Annotated in this window: 10 protein-coding genes and 1 tRNA gene; 5 read left to right on the forward strand and 6 right to left on the reverse strand. The window is 70.5% G+C overall.

Annotated features, from left to right (window positions below):
* Window positions 1-212 precede the first annotated feature (212 nt).
* Window positions 213-1,214: an aromatic ring-hydroxylating oxygenase subunit alpha gene (locus tag ACWCV9_RS03940; RefSeq protein WP_450784119.1), complete on the reverse strand. Its 1,002-nt coding sequence runs from the start codon at window positions 1,212-1,214 to the stop codon at window positions 213-215.
* 146 nt (window positions 1,215-1,360) lie between these two features.
* Window positions 1,361-3,220: a BTAD domain-containing putative transcriptional regulator gene (locus ACWCV9_RS03945; protein WP_450784120.1), complete on the reverse strand. Its 1,860-nt coding sequence runs from the start codon at window positions 3,218-3,220 to the stop codon at window positions 1,361-1,363.
* Between the two features lie 450 nt (window positions 3,221-3,670).
* Between ACWCV9_RS03945 and ACWCV9_RS03950 the strand changes: the two genes are divergently transcribed.
* The 3 genes from ACWCV9_RS03950 to ACWCV9_RS03960 all read left to right on the forward strand — a co-directional run bounded on the left by ACWCV9_RS03950 (window position 3,671) and on the right by ACWCV9_RS03960 (window position 14,043).
* Window positions 3,671-5,077 carry a cytochrome P450 gene (locus tag ACWCV9_RS03950; protein WP_450784121.1) on the forward strand — a complete coding sequence of 469 codons (1,407 nt, stop codon included), beginning with the start codon at window positions 3,671-3,673 and terminating at the stop codon, window positions 5,075-5,077.
* Window positions 5,078-5,479: 402 nt separating this feature from the next.
* Complete coding sequence (locus ACWCV9_RS03955) at window positions 5,480-13,000, forward strand: SDR family NAD(P)-dependent oxidoreductase (RefSeq protein ID WP_450784122.1); 7,521 nt, start codon at window positions 5,480-5,482, stop codon at window positions 12,998-13,000.
* Window positions 13,001-13,173: 173 nt separating this feature from the next.
* A complete protein-coding gene (locus ACWCV9_RS03960; protein WP_450784123.1) occupies window positions 13,174-14,043 on the forward strand; it encodes a hypothetical protein in 870 nt (289 codons plus the stop codon).
* A gap of 137 nt (window positions 14,044-14,180) precedes the next feature.
* Here the strand turns inward: ACWCV9_RS03960 and ACWCV9_RS03965 are convergent.
* Together ACWCV9_RS03965 and ACWCV9_RS03970 are read right to left on the reverse strand one after the other, a co-directional pair.
* Window positions 14,181-14,254, reverse strand: a tRNA-Pro gene (locus ACWCV9_RS03965).
* A gap of 103 nt (window positions 14,255-14,357) precedes the next feature.
* Window positions 14,358-14,873 carry a hypothetical protein gene (locus tag ACWCV9_RS03970; protein ID WP_450784124.1) on the reverse strand — a complete coding sequence of 172 codons (516 nt, stop codon included), beginning with the start codon at window positions 14,871-14,873 and terminating at the stop codon, window positions 14,358-14,360.
* A gap of 146 nt (window positions 14,874-15,019) precedes the next feature.
* Between ACWCV9_RS03970 and ACWCV9_RS03975 the strand changes: the two genes are divergently transcribed.
* On the forward strand, window positions 15,020-15,364 hold the full coding sequence (locus ACWCV9_RS03975) for a cupin domain-containing protein (RefSeq protein WP_450784242.1): 345 nt from the start codon (window positions 15,020-15,022) through the stop codon (window positions 15,362-15,364).
* Here ACWCV9_RS03975 and ACWCV9_RS03980 read toward each other — a convergent pair.
* On the reverse strand, window positions 15,354-16,358 hold the full coding sequence (locus ACWCV9_RS03980) for a LacI family DNA-binding transcriptional regulator (protein ID WP_450784125.1): 1,005 nt from the start codon (window positions 16,356-16,358) through the stop codon (window positions 15,354-15,356). The genes ACWCV9_RS03975 and ACWCV9_RS03980 overlap by 11 nt on opposite strands.
* 114 nt (window positions 16,359-16,472) lie before the next feature.
* On the opposite strand from ACWCV9_RS03980, the gene ACWCV9_RS03985 reads away from it, so the two are divergent.
* Window positions 16,473-17,642: a Gfo/Idh/MocA family protein gene (locus ACWCV9_RS03985; protein WP_450784126.1), complete on the forward strand. Its 1,170-nt coding sequence runs from the start codon at window positions 16,473-16,475 to the stop codon at window positions 17,640-17,642.
* Here the strand turns inward: ACWCV9_RS03985 and ACWCV9_RS03990 are convergent.
* Window positions 17,614-18,636, reverse strand: a complete 1,023-nt coding sequence (locus ACWCV9_RS03990; RefSeq protein WP_450784127.1) for a LacI family DNA-binding transcriptional regulator — start codon at window positions 18,634-18,636, stop codon at window positions 17,614-17,616. The two genes, ACWCV9_RS03985 and ACWCV9_RS03990, sit on opposite strands and share 29 nt — an antisense overlap.
* Window positions 18,637-18,690 lie beyond the last annotated feature (54 nt).

Here is an 18,690-nt window from a genome sequence, read left to right on the forward strand (position 1 = left end):
GTCGCGGACCTCGGGGTCGCCGCTGGCGGCGAAGCCGGGGCGGAGCGACGACGAGCCCACGCGGGGCCGTGAGGGCATCGTCGCCTGACGGGGAGCCGGACGCGGCACGGCCGTTAATGTGGGTATGGGGATCATGCGCGGACCGTAGGTCCCGGAGCGAGCCGCCGTCAATGCGTGATCGGTCCGGCCTCGGTCTCCGTATCCGTTGGCTGTCACACCGTGTCCGGGGGGTAGAACTGGCGTACCCAGCGGCGGTAGTGGCCGATGGCGCTCTCCCCGGGGGCGAGCACGGGGTCCGGCTCGTACCGCTTGGAGTTCCAGATCCGGGCGTCCTGGCGCATCTGGTGGGCGATGGTCCGCACGAGCGCCTGTCCCGCCACCGTGGACCAGGACAGGGAGGCGGCCTTCCAGAGCCGGGAGGAATCCGCGTGCGAGGCGTCCTCCGTCACGATGACCACACGCAGGTACGTCTGCCATGGCCCGACGGGCGTCGCCGTGAGCAGGACGCCCAGCCTCAGCCCGACCTGGTCCAGCGTCACCTCGCCGGACGCCAGGCCGAGGCCGGACAGCGCCAGGCCCTGCTCCACCTTGATGGTCGCAAGGCCGACGGAGAGCGCGATGTCCGCCCGGAAGGAGATGCGCAGCAACGGCCCTTCCTCCACCGGCGGGGCCGCCTCTTGAAGGGAGACGTTGTGTACGACCCCCTGGTGCTCGTAGTCGACGAAGCTCTCCATGACCTCCTGGGGATGCGAGGCCAGCAGCGTGCTCCAGGAGGCGACGGGCGTGAACCTGTCGTCGAATATCTCCGAGGGCTCCCAGGCGGGCGGCGCGGCATCGTGGCCGTGCCACACATAGACGACCTTGCCCCGCTCGCGCACGGTGTACTGCCCCAGCGTCATCCGGGGCGGGGTTCCGCCCGGGACCTTGACGCAGGAACCCTCGACGTCGAAGGCGAAGTGGTGGAACGGGCACACGAGATGCTCGCCCTCGACCGCTCCCCCGACGCCGAGGTGGGCGCCCAGGTGGGGGCAGTGGGCATCCACGACCCGCAGGACGCCGGCCCGGGTGCGGTAGAGGACGACATCGCGGCCCATGAAGCGGCGTTTCACCACCGCGCCGGCCGGCACCTCACGAGAGAGCGCCAGGGAGAACCATCCCGACGGGTACGGCAGCGGCGCCTCGTTGGCCTCTCCCTTGACCGGGTCGGTCGCCAACGGAACGGCTCCCGGCCACACTCGCTCTCGGAGCCTGGCCAGCGTTCGGCTGTTCAAGGTCTTCCTCCAAGTCCCTTTGCCGACGGCCGCCACCCGGGCGGCGACCGCGCTCGTAGCAGTCGCTTCGGTGTCGTGCGGTCCAGCGGTCAGGCTTCTGTCTCCCTCGCCTTCTCCGCGGCGTAGATACTCATCAGGTCGTCGAAGTGGTACCGCTTGGGGGCGTACTCCCGGACGAGGTGCGCGCAGGCGAGCCCGGTGAGCGACTGCATCGCCTCCAAGGTCGGCACGTGGGCCAGTCGACCCGCCTCGGTGGCGGTGATGTCGCGTACCCGGTGTGCGCCGAGCACGCGGAACATGCGTGCCTCGGCGCTCGTCAGACGCTCGTAGGACCACGAGAAGGCCGCCCGGATGTCGCCCGAAGTGCGGCCGCCGCGCAGCACGTCGAGCCGGTTGTGCTCGCTCTCCAGTTCCTCGGCCAGGTGACGCAGCGGGACCATGGGCCGTGCGACCGCTCGCGTGGCCGCTATCACCAGCGCCAGGGGCAGCCGTGCGCAGGCCTCGGTCACGGCCGACAGGGCGGCGTTGTCGACGGTGAGGCCGTCGGCGGCCAGCCTGCTGGTGAGCAGGGTCTCCGCCTCGGCCCTGGAGGGCACGTCCAGGGTGGTCAGATGGGCGCCGTGCGAGGTCACCAGGCCGGTGAGTTTGCGGCGGCTGGTGATGACGACCATGCCCTGCGGAGCGGCCGGGATCAGGGGCTGCACCTGTGCGCTGTCATAGGCGTTGTCGATCAGGATGAGCATCTGCCGCTGTGCCAGAACGGTCCGGTACAGGTTGACATAGGCCGCCGGAGTCATCGTGTCCGGCTCCGGCAACGAGATCAGCGGAGCGAGGACGGACCGGATCGCTTGTTGAATGCTCACCGAATCGGCCGCCGGGCTGAAAGCACCCAGATCTATGTACAGTTGCCCATCGGGGAAACGGTCGGCGATTTTATGGGCGAAATGCAGGGCGAGGGCCGTCTTGCCGATTCCCGGGGCGCCGCACAGCACGGAAACCACCGGCGAGGAGCCGACCGGCGACATCTCGTTCGCCAGGTCGGCGAGTACTCCGAGTTCGGTTTCCCGACCGATGAAGTGCCGGGGTTCGGCGGGGAGTTGGTGGGGAATGCCGACCGGGGGCCGGGCGACCTCGTGGCGCTGCGGGCGCGGCTCGCGCGCGGTGTCGGCCTGGACCCGCTGCGGCGGAACAGGCAGTGAAAGGGACTGCATCGGGTCGCCCGCCAGGATGAGTTGCTGGAGGTGCTGCAACGGGCCGCCGGGGTCGATGCCGTAGTCCTCGGCGAGAAGCCGGCGCGCCCGGGTGAACGTGTCCAGCGCCTCCGCCCGCCGGCCGCACCGGTACAGGGCGAGTATGAGCTGCTCCCACCGTCGCTCGCGCAGGGGCTGCGCGGTGGTGAGTGACATCAGGAGCGGCAGCAGTTCATGGTGCTGGCCGAGGGCCAGTCGCGCGTCCACCAGCTGTTCCTGGACCGTGTGGCGGTGCTCGAGCAGTTCCGAGATGACCGGCTGCATGATCGGCGTGGCCGGGATGTCGGCCAGCGGCGGGTCGGCCCAGGTGTCCAGGGCGCGCTGGAAGAGTCGGGCGGCGTCGTCCACGTCGCCCAACAGCTGGGCTGCCCGCGCCCGCTGGGCCAGGCCCTGGAAGCAGTGCAGGTCCAGCACGTCACCCTCGCGCAGCGCGAGACCATAGCCGTCAGGGCCCGTGTGCAGCCGCTCCCTGATCGGAGCCGCCTTGCGCAGGCCGTAGAGGTTGCTGCGCAGGGCGCCACCCGGATCGCTGGGCAGGTCGGTGCCCCACAACGCCTCCGCAAGATATCCCTTATTAACGCGACGCTCGCTGTTAAGTAAAAGAATTCCCAAGGCGCTCCGCTGGCGCGGTCTTGTAATGGGCAGGGGATCGCCGTTCGCACAACGCATCGCGACGGAACCAAGGATTGCGAACTGCACGTCCCCTCCTTGCCCGAGTAGCAGCTCTCACCGACATGAAGCCATGAAGCGTCTCAGCCCTCGGACGCACGATGTTATTAAATCATTATTTTGGCGATTGCCGTCAAGCCCCGACGGCGATTTCTGCTTTGTGGCCGGGATCATATTTAGGGATACGTATGTGATCTTTGTCTGTAATTGTGACCGGAGAGTCTTGTTGCGGTGCCGCAGAGGCGATCCCGGAGTGAGTCGCGGACTGAACGATCGGCCGGGCCCACCCCTCAAAAGGCTGCGTTGACCTGCGAGATCACGCTACGATCACGTTTGCGTCACGGCCCCGTCGCGAGCGGGCTGATAGTCTGACGGCCGCGAAAGGCGCTCATTTACGTCGCATAAATAAAACACTCAAACGTTCATTATCGGCCCTTTTCAGATGGCCTGAATGTGACTTGACGCACCTGGGGGAATCGCATGCGCAACGTGATTGCAGACAAGAGGACCACCACAGATCCCAGTAACAGCGTTCCTGTGGCACCCGGCGGCCTCCCGGTCGTGGGTCACGCAGTGAAGGCACTCCGTGATCCAAGGGGATTCCTGCGTTCGCTGGTCGCGGACGGCGACATGATGCGCATCAACGTCGGCCCGCTCAAGGCGGTGTTTGTCTGTGACCCCGAGCTGATCTCGCAGGTACTCCTCAACGACCGCGTCTACGACAAGGGCGGTCTGCTGTTCGACAAGGCCAGGGAGGTGTTCGGCGACGGTCTGGTGACCTGCCCGCATTCCATGCACCGGCGCGAGCGCCGGCTGGTTCAGCCCGCGTTCCACCGCAACCGGCTTCCCGGCTACACCCAGGCCATGACCGAGGGAACAACCCTGCGGACCAGCCCGTGGCGGGATGGTCAGGTCCTGGACATGCCGTCGGAAATGCTCAGCCTGACGATGCACAACATGTTGCAGGCGATGCTCGGCGGAATGGTGTCGGCGGAGGACCTGCGTCAGACGGTCGGCGACGCCATCGAGGTGCTGCACGCGACGTACCGGCAGACCTTCATGCCGGCGGCACTGAACCAGATCCCGACCCCCGGCAACCGGCGCTATCAGCGGGCTGTCGCCGGCCTCCACAGCACCGTCTCCGACATCATCGCCAAGGCCCAGGTCAGCCCCGAGGACCACGGGGACCTGCTCTCGGCGCTCCTGACGTCCCGCGACACCGAGTGCCCGGCCGACGGCCAGAGCGAGCGTCTGAGCAGCGCCGAACTCCGCAACGAGGTCCTCACCTTCCTGGTGGCGGGCTCGGAGACCACGGCGATCGCCCTGTCCTGGGCCCTGTACCTCGTCGCCATCAACCCGGATATCCAGCAGCGCCTGTGGGACGAGACCGATCGCGTCCTGGACGGCAAGCCGGTTTCCTACGAGCACGTGCCCGACCTGAAGGTCGCGCACCAGATCATCACCGAGACGCTGCGGCTGTACCCGCCGGCCGGGATGATCTGGACCCGGATCGTCACGGCGGACACCAACCTGGGCGGCTACGACATCCCCGCCGGGACGACCATCGCGTACAGCTCCTACGCCGTCCACCGCCAGGCGCGCTACTACACCAACCCCGACGTCTTCAACCCCGACCGCTGGGACGCCGAAGCGCTGCATGCGGCACCGCGCAACAAGGCCTACCTCCCCTTCGGCGGCGGCGCACGCAAGTGCATCGGCGACCAGTTCGCCATCATCGAGGCCGTACTGGCGCTGACGGACATCGCCTCCCGCTGGCGGCTGGAAACCATTCCCGGGCAGAAGCCCCCGGCCATCACTCCCTCCATGGGACCGCGCCATCTCAAGATGCGCCTGCGTGCCAGGACCGCATCGCAGCGCACGGCATAGCGCGAACGCACGGATCCATTCGACACAGTCAGACAGGTTCTGCCGCCCGAAGTGAGGCAGATCCTGTCGCCCAGGGAGACCGGCAAGCCGATCGCCCGGCTCGCCCGTGCCCTGTATTCCATAGCGAACTAGTTCAAGTAGCCGCACTGCGGGCATGACTGCGTGCGGTGAATCGGGTTTCGCCACATCCGGATCATTTTTACTCTTCGTTGGTTACCGGCCCCCTCGGCACGGGGACCAATATGACTATCCGAGATGCCGGCAGCCGCGTAAACAACCACAGGATCCCCCTGTTCGGAAACGCGAGCGATCACCCATTCGAAAAAATCGCGAGCGGTCACGCGTGCGGAAAAAAATACGTGAAAGGCAGACGCAGTAATGGTGAGTAAAGAACGAGGCGACATGAGTAGTGCGGGGACTGCACCGGGTTCGGGCGAACCTGTGGCGGTGGTCGGCGTGGGACTCCGTCTCCCCGGGGGAATCACCACACTGGACGGGTTGTGGGAGGCCTTGTCCGGTGGCCAGGATCTTGTGACATCGGTACCCGGTGACCGGTTCAACACCGATGATTTTGTTGCAGAGGGCGGGCCGCGACCGGGGAAGTCGTACACCGACGCGGCCGGCATTGTCGGCGATGTGTGGGGCTTCGACCCGGAGTACTTCGGTATATCGCCGAAGGAAGCCGGTCAGATCGATCCGCAGCAACGGCTGCTGCTGGAGTGCGCGGTGGAGGCCTTCGACGACGGAGGCATCGATCCGCGGCTGCTGGCCGGTGCGGACGTCGGTGTCGTCATGGGGCTGACCGTTCAGGACTACTGGGGTCTGCTGACCCGACGTCCCGGCGTTCTGAACTCGTTCGCCCCCACCGGTACGGGCGCGTTCAGCGCGGCGAACCGGATGTCGTACCTGTTCGACTTCCACGGGCCGTCCCACACGGTGGACACGGCGTGTTCGTCGTCCTTGACGGCCCTGCACCTGGCGGCCGAGCTGGTCCGTTCGGGCCGTTGCGAGGCCGCGTTGGCCGGCGGCGTGAACCTGGTGCTCGGCCCGGGCGGACACGTCATGTCCAGCCAGGCGTCGATGCTCTCCCCGACGGGGCGTTGTCACTCCTTCTCCGACAACGGCGACGGCTTCGTCCGGTCGGAGGGCGCCGGCGTGGTGCTCCTGAAGCCCCTGAGCCGTGCTCTGGCCGATGGTGACCGGGTGCACGCGGTGATCAGGTCGTCGGTGGTCAATTCCGACGGACGCACCCTCGGTATGTCCATGCCCGGCGCGGACGCCCAGGCGGCGATGCTGGAGCGCGCGTACGCCGAGGCCGGTGTGCACGCCGACCAGGTGTCGTACGTGGAGGCGCACGGAACCGGAACGGCGGCGGGCGACCCGACGGAGTGCGAGGCTCTCGGGCGGGTTCTGGGACGGCGGCGCCAGGGCAAGCCGCTGCCGATCGGCTCGGTGAAGTCGAACCTGGGGCACCTCGAAGCGGCAGCCGGCATGGCCGGTCTGTTCAAGGCCATGCTGGTCCTGCGCAAGCAGCAGGTGCCCGCCACCCTGCACGCGCAGCCCCTGAACCATGCGATCGACTTCGACGGGCTGGGGCTGAACCCGGTCACGGAGATGCAGCCGCTGGACGGCGAGCCCGGCGCGCGGCGCATCGCCGGTGTCAACTCCTTCGGTATCGGCGGCGCGAACGCGCACGTGGTGCTGGAGTTCCCGGAGACCGCCGGGGACGGGGCCGCGGGTACCGAGCGGCCGGCCGCGGCCGTGCCGGTGGTGGTCACCGGCCGGACCGAGGCGGCGCTGCGGGAGTCGGCGCTGACGATGGCCTCCTACCTGGAGGGCCTGGACGATTCCGCCCTGGTGGACGTCGGGTTCACCACGGCGCTGCGGCGCGAACGCCGTGAGCTGTCCACCGCCGTGCTGGCCTCCAGCGGCGCAGCGGCCGCCCAGGCACTGCGCGAGATGGCGGAGAAGGGCGCCTCGGACGAGGCGGCTTCGGCCACCAGCACGGCCCGGGGCCGCGTCGGGTTCATCTTCAGCGGCAACGGTACCCAGTGGCCGCGGATGGGTGCGGAACTGCTGGGGCAGGACGCTGCCTTCACCGCCGAGATCCAGGCCGTCAGCCGCGAACTGGAACCGCTGCTGGGCTGGTCGGTCGAGGCGGAGATGGCGACGCCGGACAACGGCCGGTGGGCGCTGACGGAGGTGGCGCAGCCGATGCTGTTCGCCCTCCAGGCCGGCCTGATCATGTCGCTGCGCGAGCGGGGCGTGCTCCCGCACGCGGTCGCGGGCCACAGCGTCGGTGAGGTCGCGGCCGCCTACTGCGCCGGGATCCTGGACCGCACCCAGGCCTGTCGCGTGATCGCGTACCGGAGCCTCGCCCAGGCGCCCACCTTCGGCACCGGGCGGATGGCGGCGGTGGCGCTGTCGCCCGCGCAGGCCCAGCGGGTGCTCGACGAGATGGGCGCGAGCGAGCGTGTGGTGATCGCGGCCGTCAACTCCGGCAACGACGTCACCCTGGCCGGGGACAGCGACACGCTGGAGGCCATCGAGGAGCGCTGCGTTCGCGACAGCGTGTCCTTCCGGTTCCTGCGCCTGGACTACCCCTTCCACAGCCCGGCCATGGACGCCGTCCGCGGCCCGCTGCTGGAGGGCCTCGGGGAGCTCGAGACCCGCGAGGGCGAGATCCCGATGGTCTCCACCGTCACCGGCCGCGCGCTCGCGGACCACGAGATGGACACCGACTACTGGTGGCGCAACATCCGTGAACCGGTCCAGTTCGCCGCGGCGGTCGAGGCGCTCATCGGCACGGAGCACAGCTGTGACGTGCTGGTCGAGGTCGGCCCGCACCCGGCGCTCAGCGGCTACCTGCGCCGCATCGCCGTCGACGCGGGAGCCTCGGTCGAGGTGGCGCCGACGCTGACCCGGATCAACGCCGGCCCGCAGGCTCTGACCGGCACCGTGCTGCACACGGTCGCGGCCGGTGCGCAGCTGGACTGGGACCGGTTCTTCCCGCAGGGCGGCCGCGTCGTGGACGTCCCGGCCTACGCCTGGCAGCGCCAGCGCTACCAGCTGGGCGACCCCTCGTGGTGGGCCGACCACGAGATGGCGCCCGTGACGCAGCCGGCTCCGTCCAATCCGCTGCTGGGCCGGCGCCTGCTCGGGGCCGACCCGACGTGGGGCCGGGAGCAGAACGCGGCCTGGATCTCCGATCACAAGGTCGGCGACGCCGTCCTCATGCCGGGCACGGGCTTCCTCGACATGGCGCTGTCGGCGGCCCGCGAGGTGTCCGGCGGCCCCGTGGAACTGCTCGACGTCTCCCTGATCAGGTCGCTGGCCCTGCCCAGCGATCCCGGATCGGCTCCGGTCCGCACCACCACCACCGTACGTCCCGACGGAACCTTCGTCGTCGCCGGGCACACCGGCGCGGACATCGAGGCCGTCCAGCACGTGAACGGGCGGTGGCGCGGTCTGGCCGATGCCAGGCCCGCCCCGGTGGACGTGGCCGCTCTCGCCGGCCGCCTCACCGAAGCCGTGGACACGTCCGACCACTACCGGGCCTGCACCGCAGTGTCGCTCCACTACGGGCCGGCGTTCCAGGTGCTGGCAGGGCTGTCCGTCCAGGACAGCGAAGGACTCGCGAAGCTGCGTACGGATCACTTCGCCGACGCCGAGCACCAGGCCCGTGTCGTCCTCCTCGACGGCTGCCTCCAGGCGATGCTGCCGCTCTCCGCCCATGTGGTCACCGGCTCCGCGGAGCGTTACGTCCCGCACCTGCCGGTGTCGATGGGGAGCGTCCGCGTCTGGGGTCCCCTGCCCGCCACCGTCATGGCGTACCTGCGGCTGACGTCCGTCACCGAGACCGGGCTCATGGCCGACATCACCGTCTGCGACACCGACGGAACGGTCCTGCTCGACCTGAAGGACGTGTACGCGCGGCGGATCGAGAACAGCGGTTCTCCCGCGCCCGAGCTGTACACCGAGGAACTCAAGGCACGCCCGCGGATGACCGCGCTGCCCGGCACCCCCTCTCCGCTCCCCGCGCCCGCCCGCGTCATCGACGAGTGCGGCCCGGTCATCACCCGGCTCGACGACGCGTTCCGGGACCGTGGCTACGACGGCCACATGGAAAGGTCCCGGCAGCTGAGCGCGCACTACATGGCGGCTGCCGTGAGCAGCATCCTGGAGTCCGCAGTGGCGCGAGGCACCCTCCGGCTCGACGGACCGGTCGGTGGACGGGTCTTCACCCTCGAGGACCTGAAGACCGCCGGCGTCCGGGAGATCCTGTGCCCGCTGGTCGAGATGATGCTGGCGATCGGGGCCCGGCACGGGCTGCTGACCGCCCGTGCCGAGGGCGGCTGGACGCAGAGCGGGACCCCGGCGCCCGAGGAGCTTCTGCAGCAGCGGCTGAACGAGTTCCCCGAACTCATCGTGATGTGGCAGGCCGCCGCATGGGTCGGGCGCAGCCTGGCCGACGTCATCACCGGTGCGGAAGAGGGACTGGAGGTGCTGTTCGGCGAGTCCGGTCCCATCGCGGCGCAGGTGTACAACCACGACCCGGGTCTGACGTACCTGTCCGACGCCGCCGTGGCCTACCTCCAGGCCGCCCTGGCCGAGTGGCCGGCCGACCGGCCGTTGCGGATCCTGGAGATCGGCGCCGGCACCGGCGGCTTCACCGCGCGCATCCTGCCCCATCTGCCGCCCGAGCGCACGCACTACGTGTACACGGACGTCTCCGCGGCGTTCTTCCCCAAGGCCGAGGCCCGGTTCGCCGCCTTCAACTTCGTCGAGTACCAGGCCCTCGACCTGAGCGTCGACCCCACCGAGCAGGGGTTCGTCCCGGGTTCCTTCGATCTCGTCGTGGCGAGCAACGCCCTGCACACGACGACCGACATCACCCAGGGCCTGCGGCACGCCGCCACGCTCCTGGACGACAACGGTCAGCTCGTCGCCCTCGAGCTGCACACCAACTCCTATGTCGCGACGCTGTTCGGCATCCTGGACTCCTTCTGGGATTCCACCGACACCGATCTGCGGCCGGCCGGCGCGGCGCTGACCCGCGAGCAGTGGAAGACGGTGCTGGCCGAGGCAGGGTTCTCCACCAGCGGATTCCTCAGCGCCCAGCCGGAGTACGAGGGCGTTCCCGCGTCGGTCATCGCGGCGGTGCGCGCCACGGGCGCCGAAGCCGTCGGCTCGCCGCAGGACGAGGAGGCGGACGGTGCCACCGCTCCCTGCCTGCTGATCTCCGAGAGCGGGGACAGCTCCGCCGACCGTCTGGGCGGCTTCGTGGCGGCGGCCCTGACGGCCACGGGGGCACGCGAGGTGGTGCTCTCGGATCTCCAGCCGCAGTCGGACTGGGCGGCTCTGCTGCCGGCCGCGGGGCCGGTCGACATCGTCCTGGTCGCCGACGACGGCGAGCAGTCGACCGTCGAGCAGACCACCGCGCGTGCTGCTCATGCCCTCGCGCAGCTCAGTGCCCTGGCGACCGCCTGTGCGCAGGCCGACAGCGATCTTCAGCCCACTCTGTGGCTGGTCGCGGCCGCGACCGCCGACAGCCTGGACGCCCCGATGACGCACACCGGTGCGGCGCTCTGGGGTGCCACCCGCACCCTGGCCAACGAGCAGGCGCTGCTGACCGTCCACCGGATCCGTGTCGTCGGCGGAACCGCGGAGTCGGCACAGCAGGCGGCCGGCCATGTGGCGTACGAGATCACCCACCCGGATGCCGAGGACGAGTGCGTGATCACTCCTCACGGGCGCTTCGCCGTGCGGGTGCAGGCGCTGCCGGAGACCCGGCAGACCCGCGCCCACGGCGCCGACGAGCAGTTCGCGCTCGCCGTCCACGGCGAGGCCGGCACCCCGCACCGGCTGGTCTGGCAGGACCGCGGCGTCCCCGCCCCCGCGCCGGGTGAGATCACCGTCCGCGTGCAGGCCGCGGCCCTCAACGGCCGTGACGCCCTCTTCGCCACCGGGCGTCTGCTCCCGCCGCACGGCGCGCGTCCGGGCGACGTCCACCTCGGCTGCGAAGGCGCGGGCATCGTCACCGCCGTCGGCGACGACGTCACCGGCATCCGCCCGGGAGACCGGGTCGCCGGTATCACGCAGGGCGGCTGGCTGGCCTCGCACATCAACCTGCGGGCCGACCGGGTCGTCAAGCTGCCCGAGCAGGTCACCTTCGCCGCGGCGGCATCGCTTCTCATCGCCCAGCTGACCACGCACCACGTCCTGGGACACGTCGCGGGTGTGGGTCCCGGCGACACCGTGCTCGTCCTGGGCGGATCCGACGGGACCGGGCTGGCGGCGATCGACTTCGCCCAGCGCGCCGGGAGCCGCGTCATCGTCGGCGCCCCCACGCCGGCTCTGCGGGCCCTGCTGGATCTTCCGGGGGTCGACCATGTGGTGGACTCGGGTGCCGCCGGCTTCGCCGAGGAGGTCCGGAAGGTCGCCGAGGGCGGCGTGGATGTCGTGCTCAACCTCAGCTCGCTCAGTGCTGACCTGCGCGGGCGTGCGCTGGACCTGCTGGCGCCGGGCGGGCACTTCTTCGACGTCGAGCCGCAGGCCGCGCCGCTGAACATGCCGTCCCTGGACCGCGACGCCACCGTTCACGCCGTCGACGTCGTCGGCTGGTTCGAGCAGCCCTCCCCCACGGTGGACCGCTGCCTGGACGAGCTGCAAAAGGTGATCGACAGCGGCGAGTGCCGGCCGCTGCCGCACATGGTCTACTCCGCCGACAAGGTCTACGCGGCCATGGACGGCGTCCTGGCCGGTCACCTGGCCGGAAAGACCGTCATCGTCCTCGACGACGGCGTCCTTCTCGACCGCGCCCCCGAGACGCCGGTACTGGATCCCGCGGCGACCTATCTGGTCGTCGGAGGCCTCGACGGCTTCGGCGCCGAGACCGCCCGGCACCTGGTCCGCCGGGGAGCGCGTCACCTCACGCTGGTCAGCCGGCGTGGCACCGCGCGCAACGAGAACGCCGTCGCCCTGGTCAGCAGTCTGAACGACCAGGGAGTCCAGGTGGACGCCCGCGCCGTCGACGTCTCCGACCCGAGCGCCGTCGACCAGCTCTTCCGGGATCTGGACGCGAGCGGACGCCGGCTCGGCGGTGTGGTCCACGCCGCCATGGTCCTCGACGACGACGAGGTCACCGATCTGACGGTCGAGCGTTACCTGACCGTCCTGAACCCGAAGCTCACCGGAGCGCTGCTCCTCGACGCCCACACCCGCGAACGCGACGTCGACTTCTTCGCGATGTACTCGTCGTTCGCCGCGCTGCTGGGCAACAGGCGGCAGGCCTCGTACGCCGCCGCCAGCCTCACCCTGGAGAACATCGCGCGCCAGCGCAGGCGCGACGGGCTGCCCGCCTGTGTCCTCCAGCTGGGCGCCATCTCCGACGTCGGGTACGTGAACCGGACCGGAATCACCGGGGTGATGAGCGACTACGGCATCCTGCCGATGACCTCGGCGCAGGCGCTGGACCGCTTCGACACGCTGCTTCTCCACCCGGACACCGCGGTGACGGCGGTCGTCGCCGAATCCCGGGGCCGGGAGCAGGCGCTGATGGCCTTCCTGCCCACGGTGACCGCACCGCGTACGGCCACGCTGGTCCACACGCCGGACACCGGCGACGACGACAGCCTGCTGCCGCGTGTGCGGGCCGCCGCCACCGCCGAGGAAGCCCGCCCGATCCTGCTGGAGGCCCTCACTTCGTGGCTGGCCTCCGGCCTCCACACCACGCCCGAACGGGTCGACGTCAACCGCCGCATTGACCAGCTCGGCGCCGACTCGCTGACCGCCACTGAACTCATCGGCCACATCCGCCGCCACACCGGTTGCGCGATCCCGGCCTCGGAAGTCATGACCGCACCTCTCACCACCATCGCCACCACCGTCCTCAACCACCTGCGTCCCGAGACCCAGTCCTGACAGACCCGCGTTAGTCGTCCAGAAAACGGATTCGGCAGCGAGACAAGCCGGATCCGTTTTCTGGATATCCCGGGAGAGAACACATGCCGCTCACGACAGCCCTGGCCTTTCCGCCGTTCAGCAACCCCTATCCTGCGGGGATCCTGCGCACGCTGGCCCACACGAACCCGAGCGTGGCCGCCGCCCTCGAGCTCACCGACGAGAAGCTCGCGGACATAGGCCATCCACCCGTCACACCCCGGCTCACCGGCGACGTTTCCGGCCCGGCCCCGAGTGAGGAAACGGAGTACGTCCACAATCTGGTCGCGGCAACGCTCGTGCCGTACTCCGTGTACATGGCGCTGGATCTGAAGGTCCAGCCGTCCATCATTCTGGGACACGGCGCCGGCTTCAACGTCGGCAGTGTCATCACCGACCTCATGACCATGGCAGAGACGATCGACGTTCTGCTCACGGGCTTCATGGAGGCCAAGAAGCTTTCGCTGCGGGGTGGAATGCTCGCCCTCAACACCAGCCAGCAGACCGCGTGGGCGTTGTGTCGGCAGGTCTCGGAGGACGGCCTCTATGTCGGCATGATCAATGCCCCGAACCAGACGGTCGTCTGCGGCCGGGACGGCGACCTGGACCTTCTCCAGAGTCACGCGGAACGCAAGGGAGTCTCCTCCAGGCGGCTCGCCGCCCTCCTCCCCATCCACACCCCTCTGTTCAAGCCGGCAGCCCTCCAGGCGATCCAGCGGTCGGAGGAACGGACCGTGCAGCCCGTGCTGCCGCCTCTGTACTTCACCACCGAGTGCCGGCCCATCATCGAAACCGACACCGTCAGGAAGGCGTCGCTCACCATCTGGACCAAACCCGCGAACCTGATCGAATCCGTCGCGGACCTCCAGGAGAACTTCGGTGTCAACCACTTCATCGAGGTCAACACCACCCCGACGCTCGCACCGATGATCATCCAGAACGCGCTTCCGGGCACCCGGGTCGACGGCCCGCCGCCCGGCATCACCGATGCCGTGGACGTGCTCCCGTTCCTCAACGGCGCGTAGTTCCCGATCCCGCATGACGGCCCGTCAGTCCCTGGCGGGCCGTTTCCGCGTGCGGGTTCCGTTGCGCTGCCGGAGCGCCCTGCGCAAAAGGCCGCCGGCCTGGGATTTCTCCCGGCCGACGGCCTTTCCGACTCACGTCGGGACGACAGGATTTGAACCTGCGACCCCTTGACCCCCAGTCAAGTGCGCTACCAAGCTGCGCCACGTCCCGTTGCGCTCGCACGCGGGGTGTTCCGCGTGATCACGCAGGTCAACCCTACCGCACTCGCACGGGTGCCGGTGCCGGGCCCGCCGCGTCGGCCGGCCGGTGTCGGCTACTTGATCAGCGCGTTCGCCACCACCACGATCATGCCGAGCAGTGCGTCGGCCAGGCCGATGAGGACGGCGGCCGGCCAGCGCCGGGCCGACCAGCGGGCGGTGACCAGGCCGAGGGTGAAGAGCAGCACGATGTTGAGGGCGAAGGCGGGATACTCGACGCCGTTCGCGGGCCACCAGCCCCAGCCCGCGCCCGCCAGCAGGAACACGGTCGGCAGTACGGCCGTCACCAGCGGCCACTCGTCGCGCATCGCCCGCAGCGCGTCCCAGCGGCGGTGCGGGGCGCGCTCGGCGATGTAGTGGGCGTAGCCGTGGGCGAGGGCCGAGGCCAGCGCGGTGACCAGCAGCCAGACGGCGTCGTAGCGGCGGCCCGCGGCGGAGGTGCGGCCGTACTGGCTGAGCGCGGCGACCATCGAACTGGCGAGGACGGCGCCGTAGACCCCGCCGAAGAGGACGGCCTCGCGCGTGTCGTGCGTGCGAGGCGGCGCCGCGGCGGCCGGCGTGGAGTCAGCCATGCACTCCACGATCGCCCGGGCCGCGCACCATCGCCAGTTCGCATGGGCCGACGAAGTGTCCTCCGACCAGGCCCGATGCCGCACACAGTGTCGACGGCGGCGGGGGGTGCGGCCTGGTTAGGGTCCGTCCCATGAGCCACGTCCCGATCACGCGCAGCTTCGCGCTCCATGTCCCCGACGCCGATCTCCAGCCCGAGCCCCTGGACCCGGAGCAGATCGTCTCCGGCGCCCCGGAGGTCACCGGAAAGGTGGTCTGGGAGTCGGCGGACGGCAGGCAGCTCCGCGGGATCTGGCAGATCACGCCGGGCGTGGTCACCGACACGGAGGCGGACGAGGTGTTCGTCGTGGTCAGCGGGTCGGCGACGATCGAGGTCGAGGGCGGTCCCACGCTCACCGTGGGGCCGGGCGACCTGGCGGTGCTGCACGCGGGCGACCGTACGACGTGGACCGTGCACGAGACGCTGCGCAAGGTGTACGCGATCACGCTGTAGGGGAAGGGGGCTGGGCCGTCGTGCCCCGGATCTCGAGGGTCGGCGCGGCCAGCCGCACGCTGCCCTCCTGCTCCGGCCGCTCGAACCGGTCCAGCAGGCAGCGGGCGGCGCGGCGGCCGATCTCGTAGGGAGAGGTGTCGACGGTGGTCAGCCAGAGGTGCCGCAGCCGGGAGATGCTGGTGTTGTCGTAACCGGCGACCGACAGATCGCCCGGCACCCGCAGGCCCAGCTCCGCGGCCGCGGACAGGGCGCCCACGGCGGCCATGTCGTTGACGGCGAAGAGCGCCGTGGGCCGCTCGGCCCGGCTGAGCAGCCGTACCGTGCCGCGGTAGCCGCCCTCCTCGGTCAGGTCTCCGGGCTCGGTGAGCGGCTCGGCGCCGTGGGCGCGCATCGCCGTCTCGAAGCCGCGCCGGCGCAGTTCGCCGACGGCGCCGTGGCCGGCGAGGTGCGCGATCCTACGGTGGCCGAGGGCGAGGAGGTGTTCGGTGACGAGCCGGGCGCCGTGCTCGTCGTCCCCGGCGACGACGTCGACCCGGTCGGGGCGCGGCTCGCGGGCGCCCGCCACGACGACGGGCAGATGCCGGGCGAGCGTGCCGATTCCGCCCGCGTCCGGGACCGTGCCGACCACCACCAGACCGTCGACGCCCAGGTCCAGGAAGGGTTCGGCGAGGTCGTGGCCGAGTCGCCGGTTCAGCCGGGCGTCCGCGAGGAGCATGTGCAGACCGGCCGTGTGCAGCAGGGAGTTCAGGCCGTCGAGCAGCTCGACGAACCAGGGGTTGCGCAGGTCGTCCAGGAGGACGCCGACGGTCCGGGTGCGCTGCTCGCTCAGGGACCGGGCGGCCGCGTTGGGCCGGTAGCCCAGCTCGCGCACCGCCCGCAGCACCGCGTCCCGCTTCTCCGGGCGGACCGGGCCGGAGTCGCGCAGCACCAGCGAGACCAGTGACTTGGACACCCCGGCCCGCTCGGCCACATCCCGGATCGTCGGTGGTCTCATGGGATGGACCGTTCCATGCGGCGGAGACGCTGTCAATGTCCTTGACAGCGCAGCTATGTCCGCACAAAGGTGGCGTCGGCAGGAGTTGGAACGGTCCAACCACAAGGGGCTCTCATGGTGGAAGCGCTGGGTGTCGCCGTCGTCGGGTTCGGCTGGATGGGCCGGGTGCACACCCAGGCGTACGCCCGGCTGCCGCACCACTATCCGCAGCTGCCGTTGCGGCCCCGGCTGGTCACGGTCGCCGAGGAGGTGCCGGGGCGGGCCGAGGAGGCGGCCGAGCAGTTCGGGTTCGCCTCCGCCACCCGGGACTGGCGCGAGGTGGCCGCCGATCCGCGCGTCCACGCGGTCAGCGTCACGGCGCCGAACTTCCTGCACCGGGAGATCGGGGTGGCGATGGCCGAGGCCGGCAAGCACTTGTGGATCGAGAAGCCGGTGGGCCTGACCGCCGGGGACGCCCGCGCGGTGGCCGACGCGGTCGCCGGGGCGGGGGTGCAGGGCACGGTGGGCTTCAACTACCGGGGCGCACCCGCGGTGGAGGCGGCCCGGGAGCTGATCGCCTCCGGCGAGATCGGCACGGTCACCCATGCCCGCATCCGGCTGTTCAGCGACTACGCGGCCCACCCGGAGTCCGCGCTGACCTGGCGTTACGAGCGGGAGCGCGGCGGCAGCGGGGTGCTCGGCGATCTGGCCTCGCACGGCGCCGATCTGGCCCGCTTCCTGCTCGGCGACATCGCCGCGCTCACCGCGGACACCGCGATCTTCCTCCCGGAACGGGCGCGTCCGGCCGGCGCCACGGCGGGTCACGCCCTCGCCTCGGGGGGCGTGCCGGGCCCGGTCGAGAACGAGGACTATGTGAGCTGCCTGCTGCGTTTCGCCTCCGGCGCCCGCGGGGTGCTGGAGGCCTGCCGGGTCTCGGTCGGCGAGCAGAACAACTACGGCTTCGAGGTGCACGGCACCCGCGGCGCGGTCTTCTGGGACTTCCGCCGGATGAACGAGTTGGGCGTCAGTCGCGGTACGACGTATCAGGACCAGCCGGTCAGCACGGTGTACGTGGGCCCGGGCGCCGGTGAGTTCGCCGCGTTCCAGCCGGGCGCGGCCAACGCGATGGGCTACGACGACCTGAAGGTGATCGAGGCCTACCGGTTCGTCCGCTCCATCGCCGAGGGCACGCCGTACGGCGCCACGCTCGCGGACGCGGTGCGCAGCGCGGCCGTGCTGGAGGCCATGGCCCGGTCGGCGGCGCAGGGCGGCTGGGTCAGCCTGGAGGCATGTTGTACGGCGTGACCACCTGGATCGCCGACGGCAGCAGCGGTCCGGCGGGCGGCAGCGCGCCGTGGAAGCGCATCACCGCGTGGCAGGCCTCGCGCAGATCGTGCCGCAGGTCGTGGTGGAGCACGGCGGACAGCCGGTGCTCGCGCAGCAGCCGGGTGTTGTCGTGGTCGAGGTCGTGCGCGACGAACACGGCGCACTCCCGGCCGAGGTCGGCGAACGCCCGCAGGGTGGCGTTGTTGCCGCCGCCGATCGAGTACACGGCGCGGATCTCCGGGTCGCGGGCGAGGGCGGCGCGGACGAGGTCGTACTGGGTGGCGTCCAGGCCCTGCCCCTCGGCGATCTCCACCAGCGTGCGCTCGGGATGCCGGGCCCGCATCACGCTCCGGAAGCCCATCTCGCGCTCCTCCTCGTTGCGGAAGAAGCCGCTGCTGAGGCTGGTGAGGACATTGCCGGGGCGGTCTCCGAGCCACTGGCCCATCAGATAGGCGGCGGTCGCCCCGGCGGCGCGGTTGTCGCTGCCCACGTAGCCGATCCGGCCGCTCGCGGGCAGGTCGGTGACGAGGGTGACCACCGGTATCCCGGCGGCGGTGAGCCGGCCGACGGCCGCGGTGATCTCGGGGACGTCCGGCGCCTTGAGCAGGACGCCCTGCGAGCCGCGCCGGGCGATCCGGTCCAGCGTGGCGGCCTGCTCCTGCGCGGCACCGGTCTCCCGGAAGTGGAAGCGGGAGCGGACCACGGCCGGGTGCAGCGCGGGCAGTTCGGCCTCCAGGGCGGAGCGTACGGCCGTGCTGAACCGTTCCGGGGCCTGCACGACGATGTCGAGCATGAAGGTACGGCCAACCAGGCGCACCTGGGTGCGCTGGCGGTCCAGGTCGGCGATGGCCCGGTACACCTCCTGCGCGGTGCTCTCCCGGACGCCGCCCCTGCCGTTCAGCACCCGGTCCACGGTGGCCTCGCTGAGACCCGCCTGGCGTGCGATCTCCCGGATCGGGAACGGATGGCCCATGGACCGGCTCCTTGAGGGTTTTTTGATGGCGTGCTGATGGTGGTGCGAGGGGTT

Source organism: Streptomyces sp. NPDC001606 (assembly GCF_053596835.1).